Source organism: Kribbella ginsengisoli, assembly GCF_039537185.1.
Taxonomy (GTDB): Bacteria; Actinomycetota; Actinomycetes; order Propionibacteriales; family Kribbellaceae; genus Kribbella; species Kribbella koreensis.
In genome coordinates this window covers 80,000-100,110 of sequence record NZ_BAABAA010000017.1, presented here as the reverse complement: position 1 = coordinate 100,110, position 20,111 = coordinate 80,000, and the positions used below count along the sequence as shown (strand labels likewise).

Annotated in this window: 9 protein-coding genes; 3 read left to right on the top strand and 6 right to left on the bottom strand. The window is 67.1% G+C overall.

Annotated features, from left to right (window positions below; translation table 11 throughout):
* Positions 1–71: 71 nt before the first annotated feature.
* Positions 72–794 carry a FadR/GntR family transcriptional regulator gene (locus ABD768_RS37930; RefSeq protein WP_344849035.1) on the bottom strand — a complete coding sequence of 241 codons (723 nt, stop codon included), beginning with the start codon at positions 792–794 and terminating at the stop codon, positions 72–74.
* Positions 795–4,040: a discoidin domain-containing protein gene (locus ABD768_RS37925; protein ID WP_344849033.1), complete on the bottom strand. Its 3,246-nt coding sequence runs from the start codon at positions 4,038–4,040 to the stop codon at positions 795–797.
* 198 nt (positions 4,041–4,238) lie between these two features.
* On the opposite strand from ABD768_RS37925, the gene ABD768_RS37920 reads away from it, so the two are divergent.
* Positions 4,239–4,745, top strand: coding sequence for a SigE family RNA polymerase sigma factor (locus ABD768_RS37920; RefSeq protein WP_344849030.1), 507 nt, complete (start codon positions 4,239–4,241; stop codon positions 4,743–4,745).
* A complete protein-coding gene (locus tag ABD768_RS37915) occupies positions 4,742–5,935 on the top strand; it encodes a hypothetical protein (protein WP_344849028.1) in 1,194 nt (397 codons plus the stop codon). Before ABD768_RS37920 ends, ABD768_RS37915 begins: the two co-directional genes overlap by 4 nt.
* A gap of 3 nt (positions 5,936–5,938) precedes the next feature.
* On the opposite strand, the gene ABD768_RS37910 is transcribed toward ABD768_RS37915, so the two are convergent.
* From ABD768_RS37910 to ABD768_RS37900, 3 genes are all read right to left on the bottom strand, one after another.
* Positions 5,939–7,612, bottom strand: a complete 1,674-nt coding sequence (locus tag ABD768_RS37910) for a glycoside hydrolase family 76 protein (RefSeq protein ID WP_344849026.1) — start codon at positions 7,610–7,612, stop codon at positions 5,939–5,941.
* 143 nt (positions 7,613–7,755) lie between these two features.
* Positions 7,756–12,033 carry an AbfB domain-containing protein gene (locus ABD768_RS37905; RefSeq protein ID WP_344849024.1) on the bottom strand — a complete coding sequence of 1,426 codons (4,278 nt, stop codon included), beginning with the start codon at positions 12,031–12,033 and terminating at the stop codon, positions 7,756–7,758.
* The gene (locus ABD768_RS37900; protein WP_344849022.1) at positions 12,030–13,496 is read right to left on the bottom strand and encodes a glycoside hydrolase family 76 protein; all 1,467 of its coding nucleotides are present in this window, start codon (positions 13,494–13,496) and stop codon (positions 12,030–12,032) included. Before ABD768_RS37900 ends, ABD768_RS37905 begins: the two co-directional genes overlap by 4 nt.
* A 110-nt stretch (positions 13,497–13,606) precedes the next feature.
* Here ABD768_RS37900 and ABD768_RS37895 point away from each other — a divergent pair, with 110 nt between their 5' ends.
* Positions 13,607–18,082 (top strand): glycoside hydrolase family 2 TIM barrel-domain containing protein, encoded by a 4,476-nt coding sequence (locus ABD768_RS37895; RefSeq protein WP_344849020.1) that lies wholly within the window; start codon positions 13,607–13,609, stop codon positions 18,080–18,082.
* On the opposite strand, the gene ABD768_RS37890 is transcribed toward ABD768_RS37895, so the two are convergent.
* Complete coding sequence (locus ABD768_RS37890; protein WP_344849018.1) at positions 18,072–19,961, bottom strand: hypothetical protein; 1,890 nt, start codon at positions 19,959–19,961, stop codon at positions 18,072–18,074. The genes ABD768_RS37895 and ABD768_RS37890 overlap by 11 nt on opposite strands.
* Positions 19,962–20,111 lie beyond the last annotated feature (150 nt).

Genomic DNA, 20,111 nt, shown 5'->3' with positions numbered 1-20,111 from the left:
CTCTTCGTACCATCGGAAGCCGAGATGCGTCAGCCTTTATCTCAGCGAAACTGTTTCGGTCCGGGCCGAACTCACTGGGGCGCTTGCAGCCGGTCACGGATGCGTTGCTCGAACTGCGCCTGGGTGGTGTCGATGTGCTGGGTCATCGCGGTCGACGCCTTGTCGGGGTCGCCCGCGGCAATCGATTCCGCGATGTGGACATGTTGCTGGGCCGCGACCTCGAGCGAGCCGGGCAGCCCGCCCGCGAACAGCAGCCGGTCGGACTGCTCCTTGAAGTCCCGCAGCTTGGAGACCGCGGCCTGCAGGAACACGTTGCCCGACGCCTCGGCGACCGCGTCGTGGAAAGTCCGGTCGTACTGCCGAAACATTTCGTGATCCTGGTACGCCGCGACCGACGCCTCCGCCGCCGTCCGGATCGCGTGGACCTGGGCCGGCCGGGCCGACGTCGCCGCCAGCCGGGCCGACTCGGCCTCGATCAGCCGGCGGTGGTCGAACAGCATCGCCACGTGCTGCAGGTCGGTCGGCTGGAAGTAGCCGACCTGGTCGTCGGCCTGCTGGTTGCTGGGGACGGACACGAAGATGCCCGCCCCCCGCCGGGTCTGCAGCCGGCCGACCGCCGCGAGAACCTTGATCGCCTCGCGCGTCACCGAGCGGCCGGTGCCGAGCAGCTCGGCCAGCGCCTTCTCGGTCGGCAACCGGTCGCCGGGCCGCAGGCCCTGCTCCACGATGTACGTGACGAGCTGCTCGGCCACGAGTTCGTAGCCGGGACGGTAGGGATCAAGCTTCTCGGGCATTCAGAAACCGCCGTAGATCTGGAGTTCGTAGATGCTTCCGCCGTTGAAGTCGGAACCGGTGACAGTCAGCCTGACATACCGGGCCTGAACGGCGGCCGTCCTGATCGACGGGTTCCGCCGCACACTCGTCGCCACCGCGGTGTGGTCGTCGAAGATCGACCAGTTCGTGGCGTCGAGCGAGTACTCCAGCTTGTATTTGTACCCGCTCGGCAGCTCGAAGTTGGTGACAATGCTCTTCACCGCAGTCGGAGCGCCCAGATCGACCTGGATCCAGGACGGGTCGGGCAGGCCGAGTCCTTGCGCCCAGCGGGTGTTCAGGTCGCCGTCGACGGCCAGTGCCGCGACGTTCGGCTCGGAGTACGACGAGACCGTGACCGGCTTGCCGACCGCGAGGCCGGCCTCGGCCGGAGTCGTGACCGTCGTCGCCGGGCTCGGCGGCGCGGCGTTGAGGTTCACGTCGCGGGCGACCACCGTGTAGCTGTGGGTGGAACCGGCGGCCAGGCCGTCGATGCGCAGCTGGTTCAGCGGGGTCGTGGCGATCCGCTGACCATCCTGGTAGACGACGTAGCTGGTCACGCCGACATTGTCCGTGCCGGTCGGCCAGCTGAGGTCGATCGTCGTCGGCAGCAGCACGTTCGCCGTCGGCTTCGGCAGCGCGGCCGGCGGCTGGTTGTCGCCGGTGATGACGGCCGGCTTCCCGTACGCCTCGATCTCGTAGATGCTGCCACCGTTGAAGTTGGAGCCGACGACGGTGAGCCGGAGATACCTGCCCCGCACCTGAGCCGCCGCGTAGTTGTCCGGCTGGGTCGTCGCGGTCCCGGTGTGGTCCTCGAACATGGTCCAGTCCTGGCCGTCGGGCGAGACCTCGAGCTTGTACCGGTAGCCGTTGGTCAGCTCGAACGTGGTGATCACGCCGGTCAGGTCGTACTGCGCGCCGAGGTCGACCTGCAGCCAGGACGGATCGGGCAGCCCGAGTCCTTGCGCCCAGCGTGTCGACAGCTTGCCGTCGACGGCGAGGGAGGGGACGTTCGGTTCGGAGTACGAGGAGACCGTGACCGGCTTGTCGAGGGCGAGGTCCGCGCCGGCCGGCATGGTCGCCGTGACGGTCTCGCTCTGGCCGGACTCGTTGCCGACGGCGTCGCGGGCGCTGACGGCGAAGGTGTAGCTCTGGCCGGAGACCAGGCCGGTGATCCGGACCGACGGATCCTTCGAAGCGCTGGTGAGCTTGCCGTTGACGTAGATCGAGTAGCCGGTGACACCGACTGCGTCGGTCGAGGCCGGCCAGGTCAGGTCGGCGATCGTCGGGAAGCTCGGCTGGACGACCGGCGTGCCCGGCTTGGTCGGCGCGACCCGGTCGGTCGGCGCCGGCTGCGGGTCGAGGTACCGGTACGCCGGTTCGAGCCCGGCGTTGTCGACGATCGACGCGGGGAGTTGCTCGCAGCCCGGTACGACCGGATTGTTCGCGATCGTCGAGTTGATCGTGTCGGCCTGCGTCGCGGACCGGGGCTGGGTGGTGAAGTTGTGCTGGGCGTCGATGTCGATGCCGTGGTTGAGGAACAGCCACAGCGCGTCGACGTTGCACAGCGCGTTGCCGGTCGTGGTGAAGCCCCGGCTGCCCTCGTCGTGGTAGATCGCGCCGTACGCCGGGCCGGGCGTGTTCTTGATGTAGTTGCCCTCGACAACGCTGTTCGGCTGCATGCCGAGGGTGTAGATCGCGCCGCCGTCTGCCTGGTGCTTCATGATGTCGCTGATCGCGTTGTCGCGGATGATGTTGTTCTTCGACGTGGTCGGGGTGTCGTAGATCGGGATGCCGAAGTTGCCCGGGTAGTTGGTGTCACCGCCGACGTCGGTGTTGCCCCAGCCCCAGCCGACCGAGATCCCGGAGTACGGGAGGTCGTAGATCTTGTTGTGCTCGATCACGGTGTGCTCGGTGTAGCCGGCCAGGATCGCCAGCGAGCCGCTGTAGTCGGCGGCCGCCCTGGCGATCAGGTTGTTGCTGACCAGGGTGTCCTTGGTGATCGCCCGGGCGTCGCTCGGGTGGTGATCGACGATGTCCGTGCCGCCGACCTGGATGCCGGTCGCGGCGACGTCGCGGACGATGTTGCCGCGGATCGTCGTGCCCTGCGAGCCGGTGTTGAGGTTGAGGCCGACCGCGCCGAGATGCGTGAACGTGTTGCCGGTGAAGGAGATGTTGCGGCTGTAGCCGACGTTCACCGCGCCGGGCGTCTTCTCCCAGTACAGCCGGGAGGCGTCGAAGTCCTTCCAACCGGTGCCGTTGATCCGGAAACCGGCCTGGCCCTCGACCATGCCGTCATCGCTGCTCGGCGCGAGCCAGGTGGAGTAGGAGAAGGTGATCCCGTCGAACTGGATGTTCTGCACGGGATCGGTGATGGACCCGGTGACGTCTACCAGGTTCTGCACCTGGGGAACCACGACCGTAGCGGTGGTAGGGCTCTGGCCGGGCTTGGGCAGGTAGTAGACGTCACCGGAGCTCTTGTCGAGGTACCACTCGCCGGGCGAGTCCAGTAGCTCGTAGGCGTTCTCGATCCAGGTCGGGTTCTGGATCTCCTGGCCCTCGTGCAGGTTGGCGTTGTAGTAGCAGGGCTGCTGCATCGTCACCGTCGTACCGACGGCCGACTGGACCGGGCAGCGGTAGTGCATCCAGCCCCAGCGGCTGTCGACCTCGATGTCGCCCTGGTTCTTGAAGTTCGCCAGGCTGCGGGTGCTGTCGGTGTAGCCGGTCGCGGTCTTCGACCAGCCGGGCGGGTTCTCCGGGCCGCGGGCGCGCTGCTGGCGTTCGCCGTTCACGTAGAACTGGCGGAAGTCGATCGAGCCGACGTGCGCCTTGTAGATGTTCTTGGCCGGGTCGGACAACGTCCAGCCGGTCACCAGCCGGCCGCCGTCGATCGTCACCGACGTACCGGGCAGGGCCTGGTAGATCACCTTGTGCCCGTTCCGCCCGGAGTCCTGGCTGGTGAGCTGGAAGGTGTCCGTACGCCGGTAGTCGCCGGGCAGCAGGACGACGTGGATGTCGCCGCGCTGGTGCTTCGTCAGCTTGCGGACCTGATCGCGCGCCTGCTCGAGCGAGCCGAGCGGGCGGCTGAGGCTCCCCGATCCGCCCTTGGCGCCGGCGGGGGAGACGTACAGGGTGGTCGGGCCGGTCGCGTCAGCGGGCGCGGCGAGGAGTGCGGTGGGGACCAGCAAGCCGGCGAAGGCAGCAAGCAGCCGGCGCGGAACGTTCGGCATTGGCGGGCCAATCGATCGACGATGGGAGATGAATCAGGTTCATTCGCCGGAAGAATGACATACTTCGCCGTTGAGTGGAAGATGAGTCGGGTTTATTTCAGTCCGCGTTGAACCCCAAGGTGTGGGCCAATAGGTCTGACAACCGATCCCTGGACCGTTCCGTATTCATCGGTGACGGGATGAGCGAGGGGATGATCGATGGCAAGGGACGACGAGTTCAGTGAGTACGTCGGGCAGCGCCGGACGCAGTTGCGGCGGATCGCGTATCTGCTCTGCGGGGACGTCCACAAGGCCGAGGATCTGGTGCAGACGGCGCTGCTGAAGCTGTACGTCGCCTGGCCGAAGGTCCGGCGGGCGGGAAACGTCGACGCCTACGCCCGGCGGATCCTGGTCAATTCGGGGATCGACGAGAGTCGACGGCCGTGGCGCCGCGAGGCTCCGGGCCTGGACGGTGTCGACGTACTGATGGACGAGGACTTCGGGGTCGAGGACCGGCGGGTGCTGATCGAGGCGCTGGCGAGTCTGCCGATCGGCCAGCGGCAGGTGGTCGTACTGCGGTACTTCGTCGGGCTGTCCGTCGAGGAGACCGCGGCCGACCTGCACTGCAAGCCCGGCACGGTGAAGAGCCAGTGCTCCCGGGCGCTTGCCCGCCTCAACGACTTGCTGACCGCCCAGTTCAGGGCAGTGGGAGGAACCGACCGATGATCGACGAGAAGGAACTGGCGGATCGCCTCGCGGACGCCGCGAGCGCACAGGACAACCTGTTGCCCAGAGCACTGAGCGACGACCTCGCCGCCGGCCGCCACCGCTTGCGCCGCCACCGCCTACTGACCGGCACCGGAGTGATCGGAGGCGCGGCAGCAGTCGCAGTACTGGTCGTAGGCATGACCAGCTGGCTGACCCCGAACGCTTCGCCGCTTCCAGCTGACCCGCCTGTTGCCGGCCTTAGCCAGGCGGTCGACGTCAAGGCCCAGGACGCCGCCTTCAATGCGACCATGCGGAACCTGCTCGCCAAGCACTTCGATCCGAACCGGCAGCACCTCACCTACGAGTCCGGGCCCTTCGAGGTGAACCATCAGCCCGGACAGCGGGAGGCGACCGGTCGCGCCGGGTGGAAGATCGCCGGCCAGCGGGGTGAGGGAGAGTTGTCCGTCTCGGTCTACGGCTCCGGTACCGGCAAGGACTGCGGTCAGTACGAAGGACTGAAGTGCCACAGCGTGCCGATGTCGATCGGCGGCTCGGCGCAGATCGGGCGGCTGGGGGAGCGGGTCGAGCTGAAGTACCAGCAGCCCGACGGCGAGATCGTCTATCTGTCGGCTCGTCCGTTGTTCGCGAACAACTCGGCGAGCGGCGTGCACGGGATGGGGCTCACCGACGCCGAGCTGATGTCGTTCGCCGCTGACCCCCAGCTGAACCTGCCGCCGATGACGGCCGAGGAAGCTGCTGAAGAGGAGGCATTGAAGGCACCGGTGCCCGATCTCCGGGAGGTCGTCGGCGAGCTGGAGGCGGTCCTGCCCGGCGGCACGGTGGACGTGCACCACATCGACGAAGTCAACGGGAACTATGTGGTCGCACTGGACTGGAAGAAGGGTCCGCTCGCGGCGACGATCGAGTTCGGGGTCGATGCCAAGCTTCGTGCCAGCACGTGTGTGGACCAGCTGTCCGTTCCCGAGTGCACGACGGAGAACCTGCCGGACGGCAAGACCGTGCAGTACCACGAGGGAGCACGTTCCTACCAGGAAGTCCCGAAGTATGTGATGGGGGCGACTTACACACAGCCCGACGGTGACCTTGTCTCGGTTCGTTTCCTCTATCCCGGCAAGACGTTGCCGGCCGGGGCCGCCACCAAGGAGCAGGTGCTCGAGTTGGTGACGGACCCGGTGTTCGACAAGTAGGTGTCAGCTGGTGGCTGCCAGGATGCCGCCCAGCGCGCTGGCTTGGGTTCGCCAGTCGCGCGGGTTGGTGCCCTGGCCGCCCCAGCGTTGGCCGAGGTGGTTGAGAGTGTCGCGGTCAGACTGCCAGATGGTGTCGGACTGGTGTTGGGCGTAGGTCTTGTACGACGCCGTGCCGGTCGCGTCGGCGAGGTCCATCAGGTAGCGCATGAAGATGCCCTTGAACTGCTTCTGGTTGTCGTCGCAGCTCCCCGAACCGACGTCGCAGGTCTCGGTCAGGATCCCGTTCGGGCTCATGGCGGGTGAGGCGATCGCAGCGTCGGCCAGTTGCTTCGCAGACGTCAGCAGGGCGGCGTTGCCGGTGGCTCGGTAGAGCTCCAGCGCACCGCCGATCGCCAGGCCCTGGTTGTAGGTCCAGACGGTCTGGCCGTTGTTGGCGCAGGAGTTGGTCAGGCCGTCGTTGACCAGCTTCGACGAGTTGATCATGCCGCTGCCCTGGTACCAGTTCCAGCCTGTTGTTGCCCGTTGCAACCAAGTTCTGTCGCCCGGCAGCCGGTTGTGCAAGGCGGCGGTCATCCGGACGTACAGGCCATTGGTGATGGCGTTCTTGTACGTCCGTTCACGATCCCACCAGACGCCGCCACCGCAGGTGCTGGTGTCCCAGTAGCCCTGGACGTAGTTCGCGATCGTGACCGCCATGTCGAGGTACTTGCGGTCGCCGGTCACGTCGTACGCCTGGATCCAGGCGATCGCCCACCACTCGGTGTCGTCGATCGCGCGGCTGATGAAGTTGCCCTCGATCGCGTCGCCGCTCTTCGTCCCGGCGGGGAAGACGCCTTTGTTGACTGTGAAGGTGCGGTCGATGATCCAGCGCAGGTCGGTCCGGCCGGTCCGCTTCTGGTAGTCCATCAGGGTGGTCACCGCGACGGCCGAGTTCCACCAGCTCGACTGCCACCAGGCGAGGTCGGGACGGTAGTCGTACATCAGGGCGTCAGCGGCGGCAGCGGCCCGATCGGTGGCCGGTCGCGCCCACGCAGTACAGGCGCCGTTGGATCCTTCGACGGCACGACCACAGGCTCGTACCGCGCCCCCGTACAGCTTGGACTTGGGGTCCTTTGTCGCATAGAGCGCTGTCTTGGTCGCGGTCGTGCCGGCGGGGGTGCTGACGCGGCCGAGTGAGGAGCCGCCCGGCCAGGAGGCGCCTTGGTTCCAGGAGCGGTCGAGCCAGATCTCGTCGCCAGGATTGCCGGTGTCGATCGTCGCCCACGCCATGCCTCGATTGTCGATGTGCAAGGCGATCCGGCGATTGGAGAGAGTGGTCGACGGGACAGGTTGGTTGTCACCGACCGGGCCGGTCGCACCGTCGCAGGCGGTGTCGCAGACCTTGAGGTGTGCCCACTCCGTACAGGCGACGCCGTTCGCGTCTCCGCAGGCCCGGATCATCCCGCGTCGGTGGCCGACCGGGTCGGCCTGGTTGTAAATCAGAGTGCGGGTGCCGGTCCAGGTCGACGGGATGGTCGCCTTGCCCAGCAAGCCGTCCCAGGTCGCGCCGCCGTCCCAGCTCCGGTCGAGCCAGACAGCGTTGCCCGTGGTCCCCTCGTCGATGCTGGCCCAGCCCATCGCGTCCTTGTCCGACACGTGCAGGACGATCCGCCGACCGTTGATCACTTTCTCGGCCACTGGAAACGTCTCTTCATGTGCCTGCGATGGATCTAAGGTGTCGCAGGCGACAGAGCAGACTTGCGCGGCTTCAACCTTCGCTTCGGCGGCTGGCACGGGCAGTAGGACGGCCGGCATGACCACCGCCAAGAGGATCCTCATCGTCAGCCTCCGAGTCCGGCCGTGTCGGCCCAGGTGGTGTCCGCGTCGTAGCTGCCCGCGCCGTCCCACGGATTGGCGCCGCCGGCAACGGCTATGTAGACCAGCTCGTTCGCGTGCCGGACGTAGTGGGTCGGGTAGTTGAAGGACTGGAGCGAGACGTTGCCGGTACCTCCGGCGCGCGGCGGTTGGGCGCAGAACGTCGCGTCCTTGGCGTAGGTGGAGGTGCCGTCGTTCGGATCCTTGTAGAGCCGGTAGCCGCGATGGCGCAGGAACTGCCCGGGGAAGTTGCGCGACTCGAGCGAGTAGCAACTGCTCTCGGCCAATCCGGCGCGGATGATGAAGCTCGCGTCCTGCCGGGCGAGTTCAGGTGATGCCGCGTCGATGACATCGGTGCGGACGCCACCGTCTTGATGGCGGAGGTACCGGTTGGTGTAGCCGGCGGTGGTCACCCGGAACGATCTCGTCTGCCCTTCGGCCAGGTCGGCGCCACTGCGCCACCAGCCCGGTACGACGTTCCAGGTCGCGTCCTCGCGGAAGGAGCCGCCGGTGTCGCTGTCGAGCCAGACCTCCGCGTTGCGGTGGCGGAGGTAGTACCCGGGCAGGTTCTTCGATTCGAGCGACGTGCCGCCGCCGCTGAGTCCTTCGCGGGCGCAGAACGTCGCGTCGGCGTTGAAGCTGCCGCCGGTGCCGGCTTCCTTCTGGATGCGGTAGTTGAAGTGGCGGAGGTACTGGCCGGGGAAGTTGCGCGACTCGAAGGAGTAGCAGGCGGCGTCGGCCAGGCCGGGGCGGACCCAGAAGGTGCTGTCCTGCTTGAGTCCCTTGCTGCTGGCGGTGTTGACGACTTCGGTCGCGGCCAAACCGTTGGCGTGGCGGAGGTACCGGGTGGTGAGTCCTGTCGTGGTCACTTGGAGCGAGGCGAGTTTGCCGGTCGGCAGCACGGTGCCTCTGGCGGCGGCGATCACCTTGAGGTTGACGTCGCGGACCTTGGCGAAGTCCATCTTGCGGACCTGGCGGTCGTAGGTGAAGAAGCCGTTGATCTCGTCCTCGACATCGGTCGGCTCGGTGTAGACGCTGCCGGACAGGCCGGAGCCGGTGATGAGGTCGGTGAGCTGGCTGGTGATCTGGACGTACCGGTTGGTGAGGGCTTCTGGGGTCGGCAGCATCTCGTAGGCGAAGGTGTCGCCGGTCGACCATTCGTGGCCGGGCACGTGCAGGCCGAGGCCGCCGTACTCGCCGAGTTGGAGGACGCGGGTGGTCGACGGGGCTCTGGCGACCGCCGGGCCGACGTACATGTGGTCGTCGATGATGTCGCCGTTGCCGGGGTCGGGATCGGAGTCACAGCAGTTCGAGCCGGAGTTGTGGTTGACCAGGCGGGTCGGGTCGAGGGACTTGACCAGGTCGGTGATCCGGCCGGCGTCGTACTCGCCCCAGCCCTCGTTGAACGGGATCCACTGGACGATCGAGGTGATGCCCTTGTGGTTGTCGATCATCCGGCGCAGCTCGGTCTCGTACCGGGCCTGGCCGGTGGCCGAGGCGTTGCGGCCGGCGACGAGCGCGGGCATGTCCTGCCAGACCATCAGGCCGAGCTTGTCGGCCCAGTAGAACCAGCGGGCGGACTCGACCTTGATGTGTTTGCGGACCATGTTGAAGCCGAGCGCCTTCTGCTGCTCCAGGTCGAATCTGAGCGCTTCGTCGGTCGGAGCCGTCGACAGGCCGTCGGGCCAGTAGCCCTGGTCGAGGGTGCCGAGCTGGAAGACGAACTTGCCGTTGAGAGTCGGGCGGAGGACGCCGCCCAGTGTCGCCTTGCCGACCGATCGCAGGCCGAAGTACCCGCCGACCGTGTCGCCGCTGGCGAGGGTGACCTTGAGGTCGTACAGGTAGGGATCGTCGGGGGACCAGAGTCTGGGGTTGGGGACGGGGATGCGGAACTGGGTGCCTGTCGTGCCGGTTGCTTGGGCTACTGGCTGGCCGTTTTGGAGGACTTGTGCGGTGACGCTTTGGCCGGCGGTGCCCTGGACGGTGAGGTCGAGGGCGCCGGCGGCGACGTTGGGGGTGGTGTCGAGGCGGGTGATCCTGGCGGCGTTGGTGGGCTCGAGCCAGGCGGTCTGCCAGATGCCGGACGTCGGGGTGTACCAGATGCCGCCGCGGTTGAGGCGTTGCTTGCCGAGCGGGATGTCCTGGGTGTCGACGGGAGCCCAGACGCCGACGATGATCTCGTTCGATCCGGCGCGGAGGGCAGTGGTGATGTCGTAGGAGAAGGCGTCGTAGCCGCCTTCATGGGTGCCTTGCAGGGTGCCGTTGACCCAGACCTTGGACTGCCACATGACGGCGCCGAAGTTGAGCTGGACGCGCTGGCCGGACCAGGCTTGCGGGATGGTGAAGGTGCGGCGGTAGTACATCCGCTCTTCGTGCCGCTCGATCCCGGAGAGGGCGGACTCGATGGGATAGGGGACGAGGACTTCTTCGCCGAGGGTGGTGCCGGTGGGTGGGTTGTCGAGGTTGGTCGTTGGGGCGAACTGCCAGATGCCGTTGAGGCTTTGCCATTGGGCGCGGGTCAGTTGGGGTCTGGGGTATTCGGGCAGCGGGTTGGTGGTGGAGACCTGATTCGACCACGGGGTTGGGAGTTTGGGGGTCTTGGGCGCGAAGCTGGGTTGCTGTTTGGTGACCGGTACGCCGGAGGCGACCTTGCCGAGGTTCTGCCAGCCGCCGTGGCCGTCGCCGCCTTGCCAGGCGTAGACCGTGGCCGCGTTGGTTGATGGGTCGGCGAGGATGTAGTCGGCGTTGCCGTCGCCGGTGAAGTCGGCGAAGGTGACCAGGCCGGAGGTCGTGGTCAGGCCGGTCGCGGTCCTGCCGAGGCCGAGCCAGCCGCCTCGGCCGTCGCCGCCGCGGTTCAGGTAGGACTGCACGGAGCCGTCCGCCGCGATCGCGCTGTAGTCGGCACGGGTGTCACCGTCGAGATCGGCGAAGCGCACTTTGCTGCGGTCGGTTGTCGTGCCGGTGGCGACCTGGCCGAGGCTCGACCAACTGTTGACGCCGCGGTTGAGCCAGGCGGAGACCGCTCCGTTGGCGGCGATCGTCAGGTAGTCGGTCCTGCCGTCACCATCGAAGTCCGCGAAGCGTACCGACGCCTGGTCGGTCGTCACTCCGGCCGCGACCTGCCCGATCGCCGACCAACCGCCACGTCCGTCGCCGCCGCGATTCAGCCAGGCCGAGACGGATCCGTTGCTGTTGATGACGAGATAGTCGGCCTTGCTGTCCCCGTCGAAGTCGGCGAACCGCACGCGCGTCGCATCGCTCGTGGTCCCGGTCGCCACCTGCCCGAGCACTGCCCAGCCACCGTGCCCGTCGCCACCCCGATTCAGAAACGCCTGTACTGCGCCAGTGCTCGCGACGGTCAGGTAATCCAGCTTCCCGTCCCCGTCGAAGTCGGCCCACCGCACCTTCCCCGACCCACCCGCCTCATTCCCCGCGTTGACCGCCGGCCCGGCCGCGATCACCCCATCGGAGAAGGCACGATCCAGCGCCGGGTACAACGCCTGCGCCATCCGTTGGAACCCTGCGTCGTTCGGGTGCAACCCGTCCGGCAACTCGCTTGCCGTGAGCGCCGGCGGATCGACGTACCGTGTTTTAGCCGCCGTCAGCATCCCCGTGATGGAACTGTTGAAGGCCGCAACCTTCGCCTCAAGCCCCGGCGTCGTCGGAATCAACCCAAGCACAATCACCGTCACGCCAGGCTTGTCAGCGATGATCCGATCGACCAGCTCTTTGAACCGGGCAGGCGCGTTCGGCACGTCCACATTGCGATTGAGGTCGTTGATCCCAAGATGCAACGTGACGACATCGGGCTTCGCCCCGGCCATCCACCCGTCGATCTCAGCGCGCACCTGGTCGATGATCCAACCGCTGTGCCCCTCGTTGGACAGATCCGCCAAACTCCCCGAAGCCTGCGATCCCACAAAGTTGATGTCATACCTGCTCTGCCCCGCCACCAACGCAGCCAACGGCCGCCGATATGACGAGGACGTAGGACTCCCAACCCCCGCAGTAATCGAGTCCCCCAACGGCAAGACCCGCAATGTAGGCCGAGCCGGCACTGCAGCCGCGGGTACGGCCTGCACCACCAACCCAGTAGCCACCAACGCAACCATCACGCCACCAACCACGGCCCGCCGCAGGGCGCCGCCGGCGCCGCGCACCGCCGCAGCAGATCTGGTCGCACCGCGCACACCCCACACCCGCCCGGCCGCCCGCAGGGCGGCGGTCTTGCGTGCGCTGCTCATGAGGTTGTGTTGAGGAGGTCGAGGGCGCTGTGCTGGCGGGCCGCGTCTAGTTTGTCGACTGGGCCGTACCAGTGGAGGCCGTATTGGTCCATCGGTGTTCGGTCGGAGGCGAATGCTCGATCGGCCTGCTTGCGGAGGTAGGCCGTGTATGGGTGATCGGACAACGCGGCGTTCAGTTTGCCGAGACCGCGTACGTGTGCGCCCTTGAAGGACGGGCCGTCGCCGCCGCAGTCGCCTGATTCGCAGGGTTCTCGGAGGATTCCGTCTGCTGTGTTGAGGGATGAGGATGTGGTGGCGGCGTCGGCTAGTTGGCGAGCCGTGGTCAGGTACGCGGTGTTGTTGGCGGCTCGGGAGAGCTCGGTCAGGGCGCCTAGCAGGACACCCTGGTTGTAGGTCCAGGCCGTGTCGCCGTTGGTCTTGCAGGTGGTGAGGTTGATGCCGTCGTTGACCAGATGGGAGCTGTTGATCATGCCGGTCTGCTGAAACCAGGTCCAGCCGGCCTGGGCCCGTTGCAGGTACGTCGTGTCACCGGAGATGCGGTTGTGCAGCGCGGCGCTGAGCTGGATGTAGAGCGAGTTGGAGATCGCGTTCTTGTACGTCTTCGCCTCGCTCCACCAGACCCCGCCGCCACACGTGTTGTCCCAGTACGCCGCCATGTGGTCGGCATCCGCGCGCGCCGTCTGCAGGTACCGCGCATCACCCGTGTAGTCGTAGGCAGCGATCCACGCGAGACCCCACCAGCCGGTGTCGTCGATGTAGTCGTTGCGGAACTGGCCCTCGGCCTTGGTGAGGTTGAGGTCGTACGTCCGCCCGATCGCATACCGATAGCTGTTCATCCCCGACACCCGCGCGTTGTCGATGACGGCGGTCAGCGCGTTGGCCGCGTTCCACCAGCCGGTTGTGTCGAAGAGCCCGGTCGACCGGTTGTAGAACTGCATCTGCGCGGTCGCGGCGGCGGTCCGCCGGTCCCACGCGTTCCAGGTGGTCCGCGCCCACGGCGTACAGGCGATGTCGGCACGGTCACCAGCCTTGCCGCAGGCCCGCAGCGCGCCGACACCTTCGTTGTTCCAGTCGTCGACGTTGAACATCTGAGTGCGCCAGCCGCGCTGCCCAGCCGGTATGGCCGTAGTGCCGAGCCGGCTGCCGGCTGACCACGTCCGGCCGCCGTCCATCGAGCGGTCCAGCCAGACCTCGTCGCCGGGGTTGCCGTTCTCGATCGAGGCCCAGCCCATCGCGTCGGCATCGTCGAAGTGCAGCCGCAGCGTGCGGCCGAAGATCGTCGCCGAGACGGGCGATCGGTCGCCTGGCGAGAGCGCCGGATCGCGGGCGTCGCAGTACTTGTTGCAGATGGTCGCATTGGCCGACATCGTCACCGCCGGGGTGGAGGGTGCGGGCGCCGGCGGTGGAGCGCCGGCCGGGATGGAGATCGCTGTCAAGAGGACGGAAACGATTCCAACAATCATGAGTTCTCCCTGGGGCGGTAGGAAGAGAGCGTTTTCACGAAAGTAGACGCAGGCTGTGAGGTCGTCAATACTGCACGTGATCGAAACCAATCGAACTTTGAGGGAGTGCGATGTCCGCCCGTCGCCTGAACTTCATCGCTGCGCTCGCCCTGCTGTCCGGCGTGCTGGTCGCTGTCCCGGGAATCGCCGGCGCAGCGGACGGCCCTGCCGACGTCCATACCTATCTCGAGGATCCCGGCCGGGTCGCCGAAGGCCAGGTCGCGCCGCACAGCCGGCTCTGGCCGTACGCCGACGACGCGTCCGCGGTACGCGGCGAAGGCTCGCCGTACGTGCGGTCGCTGGACGGTTCGTGGAAGTTCAAGCTCGTCGACAAGCCGGGTGACGTGCCGGCCGGGTACCAGCTCCCGGGGTACGACGACTCCGGCTGGTCGACGGTCAACGTGCCGCACACCTGGCAGAGCGACTTCCTCGATCACCCGATGTTCCGCAACATCCCCGAGGAGGTCTGGCCGGACGCACCGCCGAAGGTGCCGCGGGACGTGAATCCGACGGGTGCCTACCTCAAGACCTTCAACGTCCCCGCTGATGAGGCGGGGCGGCGGCAGTTGCTGCGCTTCGAAGGGGTGACGAGCGGCTACTTCGTCTGGGTCAACGGGAAGTACGTCGGCTACGACCAGGGCGGCTACAGTCCAGCCGAGTTCGACATCACGGACGTCGCTCACTCCGGACGGAACCTGGTGGCGGTACAGGTTCATCGGTGGGGGTCGGGGTCGTATCTCGAGGACTACGACCAGTGGCGGTACGCCGGGATCTTCCGTGACGTCTACTCGTACTCCGTGCCTGCGGCAAGGATCCAGGACGCCTATGTGACAACGGATCTGGACGCTTCCTACCAGGATGCGACGCTGACCGTCGATGCTGAGCTGGCCGGTGCCGCGCCGGGGTCGACCCTGACCGCCACTCTTCGCGATCCCTCGGGGCAGGTCGTGACGACTCTGAGCGGGGGCTCGAAGCTCAGTGGTGTCGTGCACAACCCGGCGAAGTGGTCGGACGAGACGCCGACGCTCTACAGCCTGGTGCTGTCGCTGACTGACCCGTCCGGCGCCGTCGTGCACCGGACCAGTCAGAAGATCGGGTTCCGCGAGATCGAGGTGCGGGACAAGCAGATCCTGCTGAACGGCAAACGGATCCTGTTCCGTGGCGTCAACCGCTCCGAGACCGACCCGGAGACCGGTCGGCACATCACCCACGAGGCGATGGAGAAGGACGTCCGGCTGATGAAGCAACTGCACATCAACGCCGTCCGTACGTCGCACTACGAGAGCGACCCGTACTGGTACGAGCTCGCTGACAAGTACGGCCTGTTGATCGATGACGAGGTCGACATCGAGACGCACGCGCACGAGTCGTGCCCGTCGGTCTGCCTGGCCAGCAAGCCCGAGTGGCAGGCGGCGTACCACGACCGGTTCGAGGCGATGGTCGAGCGCGACAAGAACCACCCGAGCGTCGTCTTCTGGGACACCGGCAACGAAGCGGGGCTGGGAACCGCGCACTACGCGATGGCTTCCTGGGCCGACGCTCATGAGCCGACCAGGTTGCTGTACCACCAGTCGAACTCGCCCGACGGCGATGCACCGTACGCCGATGTCGCCGGTCCACGGTACCCGACGCCTGCGTCGCTGGAGAACAAGGCGAAGACGTTCAGCAAGCCGATCGTGATGGGTGAGTATGCCCATGCCATGGGCAACGGTCTCGGCAACTTCGACCAGTTCTGGGCGCTGGCCCGCAAGTACCCGTCGATGCAGGGCGGCTTCATCTGGGACTGGGCCGAGCAGAACCTCGAGCAGCCGCTGTTCACCACGCCGGACTCGTCTGCTGGGAAGGTCCAGGCGTTCTTCGTCGGCAAGCCGTCGCTTGCTGCCGGCCACGTCGGCAAGGGCGTCGACCTGTCCAGTCTGGACGACTTCGTCGACGTCTTCCGGTCGCCATCGCTGGACGTACCTGGGCCGTTGACCCTTGATGCGTGGGTGAAGCCGGCGTCGTGGACCGGCTCGATGCCGATTCTGACCAAGGGACAGCAGTACGCGTTGCAGCAGCCGAACGCTTCGACGCTGGAATTCCGGGTGACTCTGAACGGGCAGCAGAAGGTGGTGACCGCGCCGACGCCCGCGGAGTGGATCGGTAGCTGGCACCGGATCACCGGGACGTACGACGGGGCTGCGCTGACCCTGTACGTCGACGGCAAGCCGGCGAAGTCGACACCGGCCACCGGGACGATCGAGCCGGGCTTGTGGGAGGTGAATGTCGGCCGCAACGCGGAGACGCAGCAGGACCAGGTCGGCAGCCGGATCGCGCATGGTGTCTTCGACCAGGTACGGATCCTGCGGCGCGCTCTCACTGCTGCGGAGGTTCTCGGCGGCGCGGACTTCGTTCCGGACGCGGTGCTTGCGCTGGACTTCGAGAGCACTGTCAACGCTGGGCGCTTCCAGAGCCTGGGGATCAGTCTGTCCGGCACGGACGGTCTGGTCGGTACCGATCGCTACCTGCAACCCGAGACGGTCGAGATGGCCTGGGCACAGTCGCCGCTGCGGTTCTCGTCGGGCGCGCCCGGTGTCGTGACGCTGCGGAACGAGCAGCAGTTCGCGCCGCTCACCTTCGACCTGCGATGGGCTGTCCGGCAGGCCGATGAGGTTGTCCGTGAAGGGACGTTGCCGGTGACTTTGCCGCCGGACAGCTCTCGCACAGTGGAGTTGCCGGTCGCTGCCGACAACCCACGGTCGCTGGAGCGGTTCCTCGATCTGGAGGCTGTGAGTGGTGCTGTTTCAGTGCAGCACGATCAGTTCCGTCTTGGCGGCACCGTGGTGACCGGGGTCGGTGGCAAACCTGCTCCGGGTTCGCCTTCGGTGGTCTCCCAAGGCAGCCGGGTCATCGTCTCGGGTCGCGATTTCAGCTACACGTTCGCGGCGGGCAAGCTGATCTCTTTGGTTGCGCGAGGCAAGGAGTTGCTGAAGGCCGGCCCGTCGTTGGATGTGTGGCGACCGCCCACCTCGAACGAGACCTACGACTGGGGTACCGCCGATCGTCAGGTCTGGAACGCGCTCGGCCTGGATCGCCTCCAGTTGACGACCGGCAATGCTGGAGTCACGACGCTGCCCGACGGCCGGGTCCAGGTGACCGCGCCAAGTGTGGCGGCCGCCCCTGGTCATACTGCCGAGCTGTCCTTCGAGCAGACGATGACGTACACGATCGATGCCGCCGGCGCGATCACACTGGCTCACCAGGTGACGCCACACGGCAGCAAACTCACCAACCTGCCCTATCTACCGCGGGTCGGCTTCTCCCTCCAGTTACCGGAGTCCCTGGAGAAGTTCGCGTACTACGGTCGTGGTCCCGAGGAGAGCTACAACGACAGGGCCTCGGGCACCCGTATCGGCGTCTACCGGAGCACGGTGGACGAGCAGTACGTGCGGTATTCGCGTCCGCAGGCCTACGGCAACCATACCGACACCCGCTGGACGAGTCTCACCGACAGCAGCAACGGCCTCCTGGTTGCCGCTTCGAAGGGTGACTCGGTCGACGTCAGCGTGACGCCGTACGACCGGCTCGACCTGGCGGAGTACGACTTCCAGAAGCAACTGGTGCGCAACCGCGGCTGGGTGACGCTGCATGTCGGCGATGCCGAGACGGGGATGGGTGAGACGCCCAACGGCGTCCAGGCGCCGTACCGGATCGATCCGACCCAACCGCGCTCGTACTCCGTGACGCTGCGGCCGCTGTCCGCTGCAGAGGCTGCTACTGGCGCACCAGCGATCACAGGGCCGCCTGCTTGCGACCCGACGACTGCGATCAAGCCTGAGGGCGAGGCGAAGCAGGGGGTGCCGCAGACCGTCGCAGTGACGGTCACTGGCGAGTGCGCCGAGCCGGTGCGTGGCACTGCGGTGAAGCTGGCGGTGCCGAGTGGTTGGAGTGTCTCGCCGGCCTCGGTGTCGTTGGGTGACGTGGTTGCCGGGCAGACTGCTACTGCCTCGTTTGTGGTGACTCCGCCGGTGACTGCAGGCTTCGGCAGCTACTCGTACGTGGCCACGACCAGCTTTGAGGATGGTGGCCCGCTCACTGCGACGGCCAGCGTCTCTCTGCCGCTGGCACCCGGGCAGCGCTGGGCCAGCGACCTTCCGTACGTCGGTACGCCGACCAATGGGTGGGGACCGGTCGAGCGGGACACCAGCAACGGCGAGGACGTCGGTGGAGATGGTGGACCGCTCCGGATCGGTACGACCGGCTATGCCAAGGGATTCGGCGCGCATGCCAACTCGGTGATCACGCTGGACGTGCCTGCCGGGTGTACTCGGTTTGATGCGACCGTCGGTCTTGATGCCGAGGTCGGTGGGTCCGGCAGCGTCAGCTTCGAGGTGCGGGGCGACGGCGTCGTACTGGCGTCTACTCCGCGGCTGACGGGCGGTGGCAACGGTGTGGCGTTGACTGCTGATCTGGCGGGGCGTTCGCAGGTGCAGTTGGTCGTCAACGATGCGGGGGACGGCAACGGCTCCGACCACGCGGACTGGGCGGCTGCCAGGCTTACTTGTTGAGAGCGGTGAGGGTGGCGCCCGTGCTGAGGTGTGCTGTGAGGTTGGCGCGGGCGCTGGTGGATCGCTGGGCGACCAGATTTCCCTTGTAGGTATGGCCGTTGAGGGAGATGTGGTCGACGTGGCGGCTGCCGGCGGCCAGGAGGTAGGAGCCGCCGGCCGGTGCCTTCCAGTAGGCGGAGGCCAGGACGTTCTGGTCGAAGCGGCTGCAGGCTGCTGTGTCGACTGCTCTGCCTGCTGGGAGTGCTGCGGTGCCGGGCGCTAGTAGCTCGGCACTGGCCCAGCCGTTGCCGTTCCAGGTGTCAGAGCGGGTGCAGACCCAGTTGCCGACGCCGCCGCCGGGTAGTGGCTGCTCGGCGAAGATCCAGTTGTTGGCTGAGCGGACTCCTTGGTCCTGCAGTGGTTGCAGGGTGCAGGCGGTCTTGGCCCAGCTGAGTAGGGCGGCGGTGCTGGTCGCCTCGCGCGGGGAGCGGGCGGCGCCGCTCGATGGGGGTGGCATGTAGGTCAGGTGGACTGGGCTGAGGCCGCCTAGGTAGGTCAGGAGGAAGGCGTGCTTCTCTGCGACGGTTGAGGCCGAGCGAAGCTGCAGGGTCGGCCAGCTCTTGCAGGTGGGGCGTCGGATCGGGGCGGTGATGCCGTCGGCTCGGGGGAGGTCGGCTGCTGGGGTGTTGGGCTTCACCAGGTTGCGCAGGGTTGCTGTGGCGATCCAGGGGGCGGTGAGGAAGCGGACGCCCTTGGCTGACTCGCTGATGACGACGGCCGCGGCCGTGGTGACGTCTGCGTTGTCGGCTCGGGAGATGACGAGTGCGGCGCCGTCGGTGCCACCTGCTGCCGTGCCTGCACCTGCCGCTGCCGTGCCAGCCGTGCCTTCCGCGCTTGCTGTGTAGCGGGCTAGGCGTTGGCCGTCGTAGAGGAGGACTACCTGCTTGTTGTCGACGGTGCCGGCGTACAGGAGTTGGGGGGACTGGATGGGAGCGGCTGTCGGGGTGCCGGCTACTGCGGTCACCCCGGCGCCGACTGACCAGGCGTGGAGTGCCTCAGTGAGGAGGTCCTTGTCGGTGAGGCGGTCTCCGCGCGGGGGCCAGGCGGTGAAGTCGACGCGGGCGGTGTCCTGCCACTTGTCGGCTGGGGCGCGTTGCAGGGAGTCCGCGGTGAGCTTGGGGGCGAGCATCAGCTGGGCCTGTGGTGCGGTGACCGGCTGCTCTTGGCCTGCTGTGGCGAGGAGGGAGATGAGGATTACGGCGGCGAGTACTGCGGTGACAGCGATCGCCACTGCGCGGCCGCTGGCCTTGCGGCGCATCAGGTCCGTCGGTGCGAGGCGGACGGCGCAGGGGTCGGACGCCGAGACGTCCAGGGGGTCTTCGGCGGTGACCTCCTCGAGCAGGGCGGCCTCGTTGACCGCTGCTTGGGGGTGCTGGATGCCGATGGCGCGTAGCTGCAGCTCGGCCTCGTCTACGGACAGTTGCTCTGCGCGCACGAGGGCCCAGGCGGCTCGGGCCTGTGGAGTGAGACTGCTGAGCGCCTGGTCGAGGGCCTGGTTGTCCACTGCACCAAGGCGGGGGAAGAGGCGGAGGCCCCAGGCCTGTGGCAGCCAGCGGAGCGGAGTACGGGAGGAGGCTTGTTTGATGGCGTCCTGGAGTACGCGGCGGCGGAGGAAGCTGGTGGCGTCGGACTCGCCGGCCAGTAGTCGCTGGAGGCGACGGCGGTCGGGTAGTGCGCGCTGGACGATGCCGTGCGCGGCCAGGATGCGACGGTGGCGGCCCAGGGAAGACGGCAGGATCAGGTAGGCGAGCCGGACGAAGGACGGGTAGCCGTTGACCAGCGCGGCCTCGACCTCCGCCGGTCCGACGTTCTTGCGATCGGGCAGGACGTGAATGTCCATGACGGTTTCGCTGCTCCTCGGATCGGTGCTCGGTCCCACCGAGAACCCAACGAGCGACAGCGCCGGCAGTCACACCGCACCGCCCACCGCCTGAGACGACATTGCGATGGCTTCCTGACAACTCCCTGACATCGTCTTCATAGGTTGCGG

What these genes read in the sequence shown, in the direction of transcription:
- ABD768_RS37930 (WP_344849035.1), bottom strand. Translation starts at nt 794, where the DNA reads ATGCCCGAGAAGCTTGATCCCTACCGTCCCGGCTACGAACTCGTGGCC.
- ABD768_RS37900 (WP_344849022.1), bottom strand. Translation starts at nt 13,496, where the DNA reads ATGATTGTTGGAATCGTTTCCGTCCTCTTGACAGCGATCTCCATCCCG.
- ABD768_RS37905 (WP_344849024.1), bottom strand. Translation starts at nt 12,033, where the DNA reads ATGAGCAGCGCACGCAAGACCGCCGCCCTGCGGGCGGCCGGGCGGGTG.
- ABD768_RS37925 (WP_344849033.1), bottom strand. Translation starts at nt 4,040, where the DNA reads ATGCCGAACGTTCCGCGCCGGCTGCTTGCTGCCTTCGCCGGCTTGCTG.
- ABD768_RS37895 (WP_344849020.1), top strand. Translation starts at nt 13,607, where the DNA reads ATGTCCGCCCGTCGCCTGAACTTCATCGCTGCGCTCGCCCTGCTGTCC.
- ABD768_RS37915 (WP_344849028.1), top strand. Translation starts at nt 4,742, where the DNA reads ATGATCGACGAGAAGGAACTGGCGGATCGCCTCGCGGACGCCGCGAGC.
- ABD768_RS37890 (WP_344849018.1), bottom strand. Translation starts at nt 19,961, where the DNA reads ATGGACATTCACGTCCTGCCCGATCGCAAGAACGTCGGACCGGCGGAG.
- ABD768_RS37920 (WP_344849030.1), top strand. Translation starts at nt 4,239, where the DNA reads ATGGCAAGGGACGACGAGTTCAGTGAGTACGTCGGGCAGCGCCGGACG.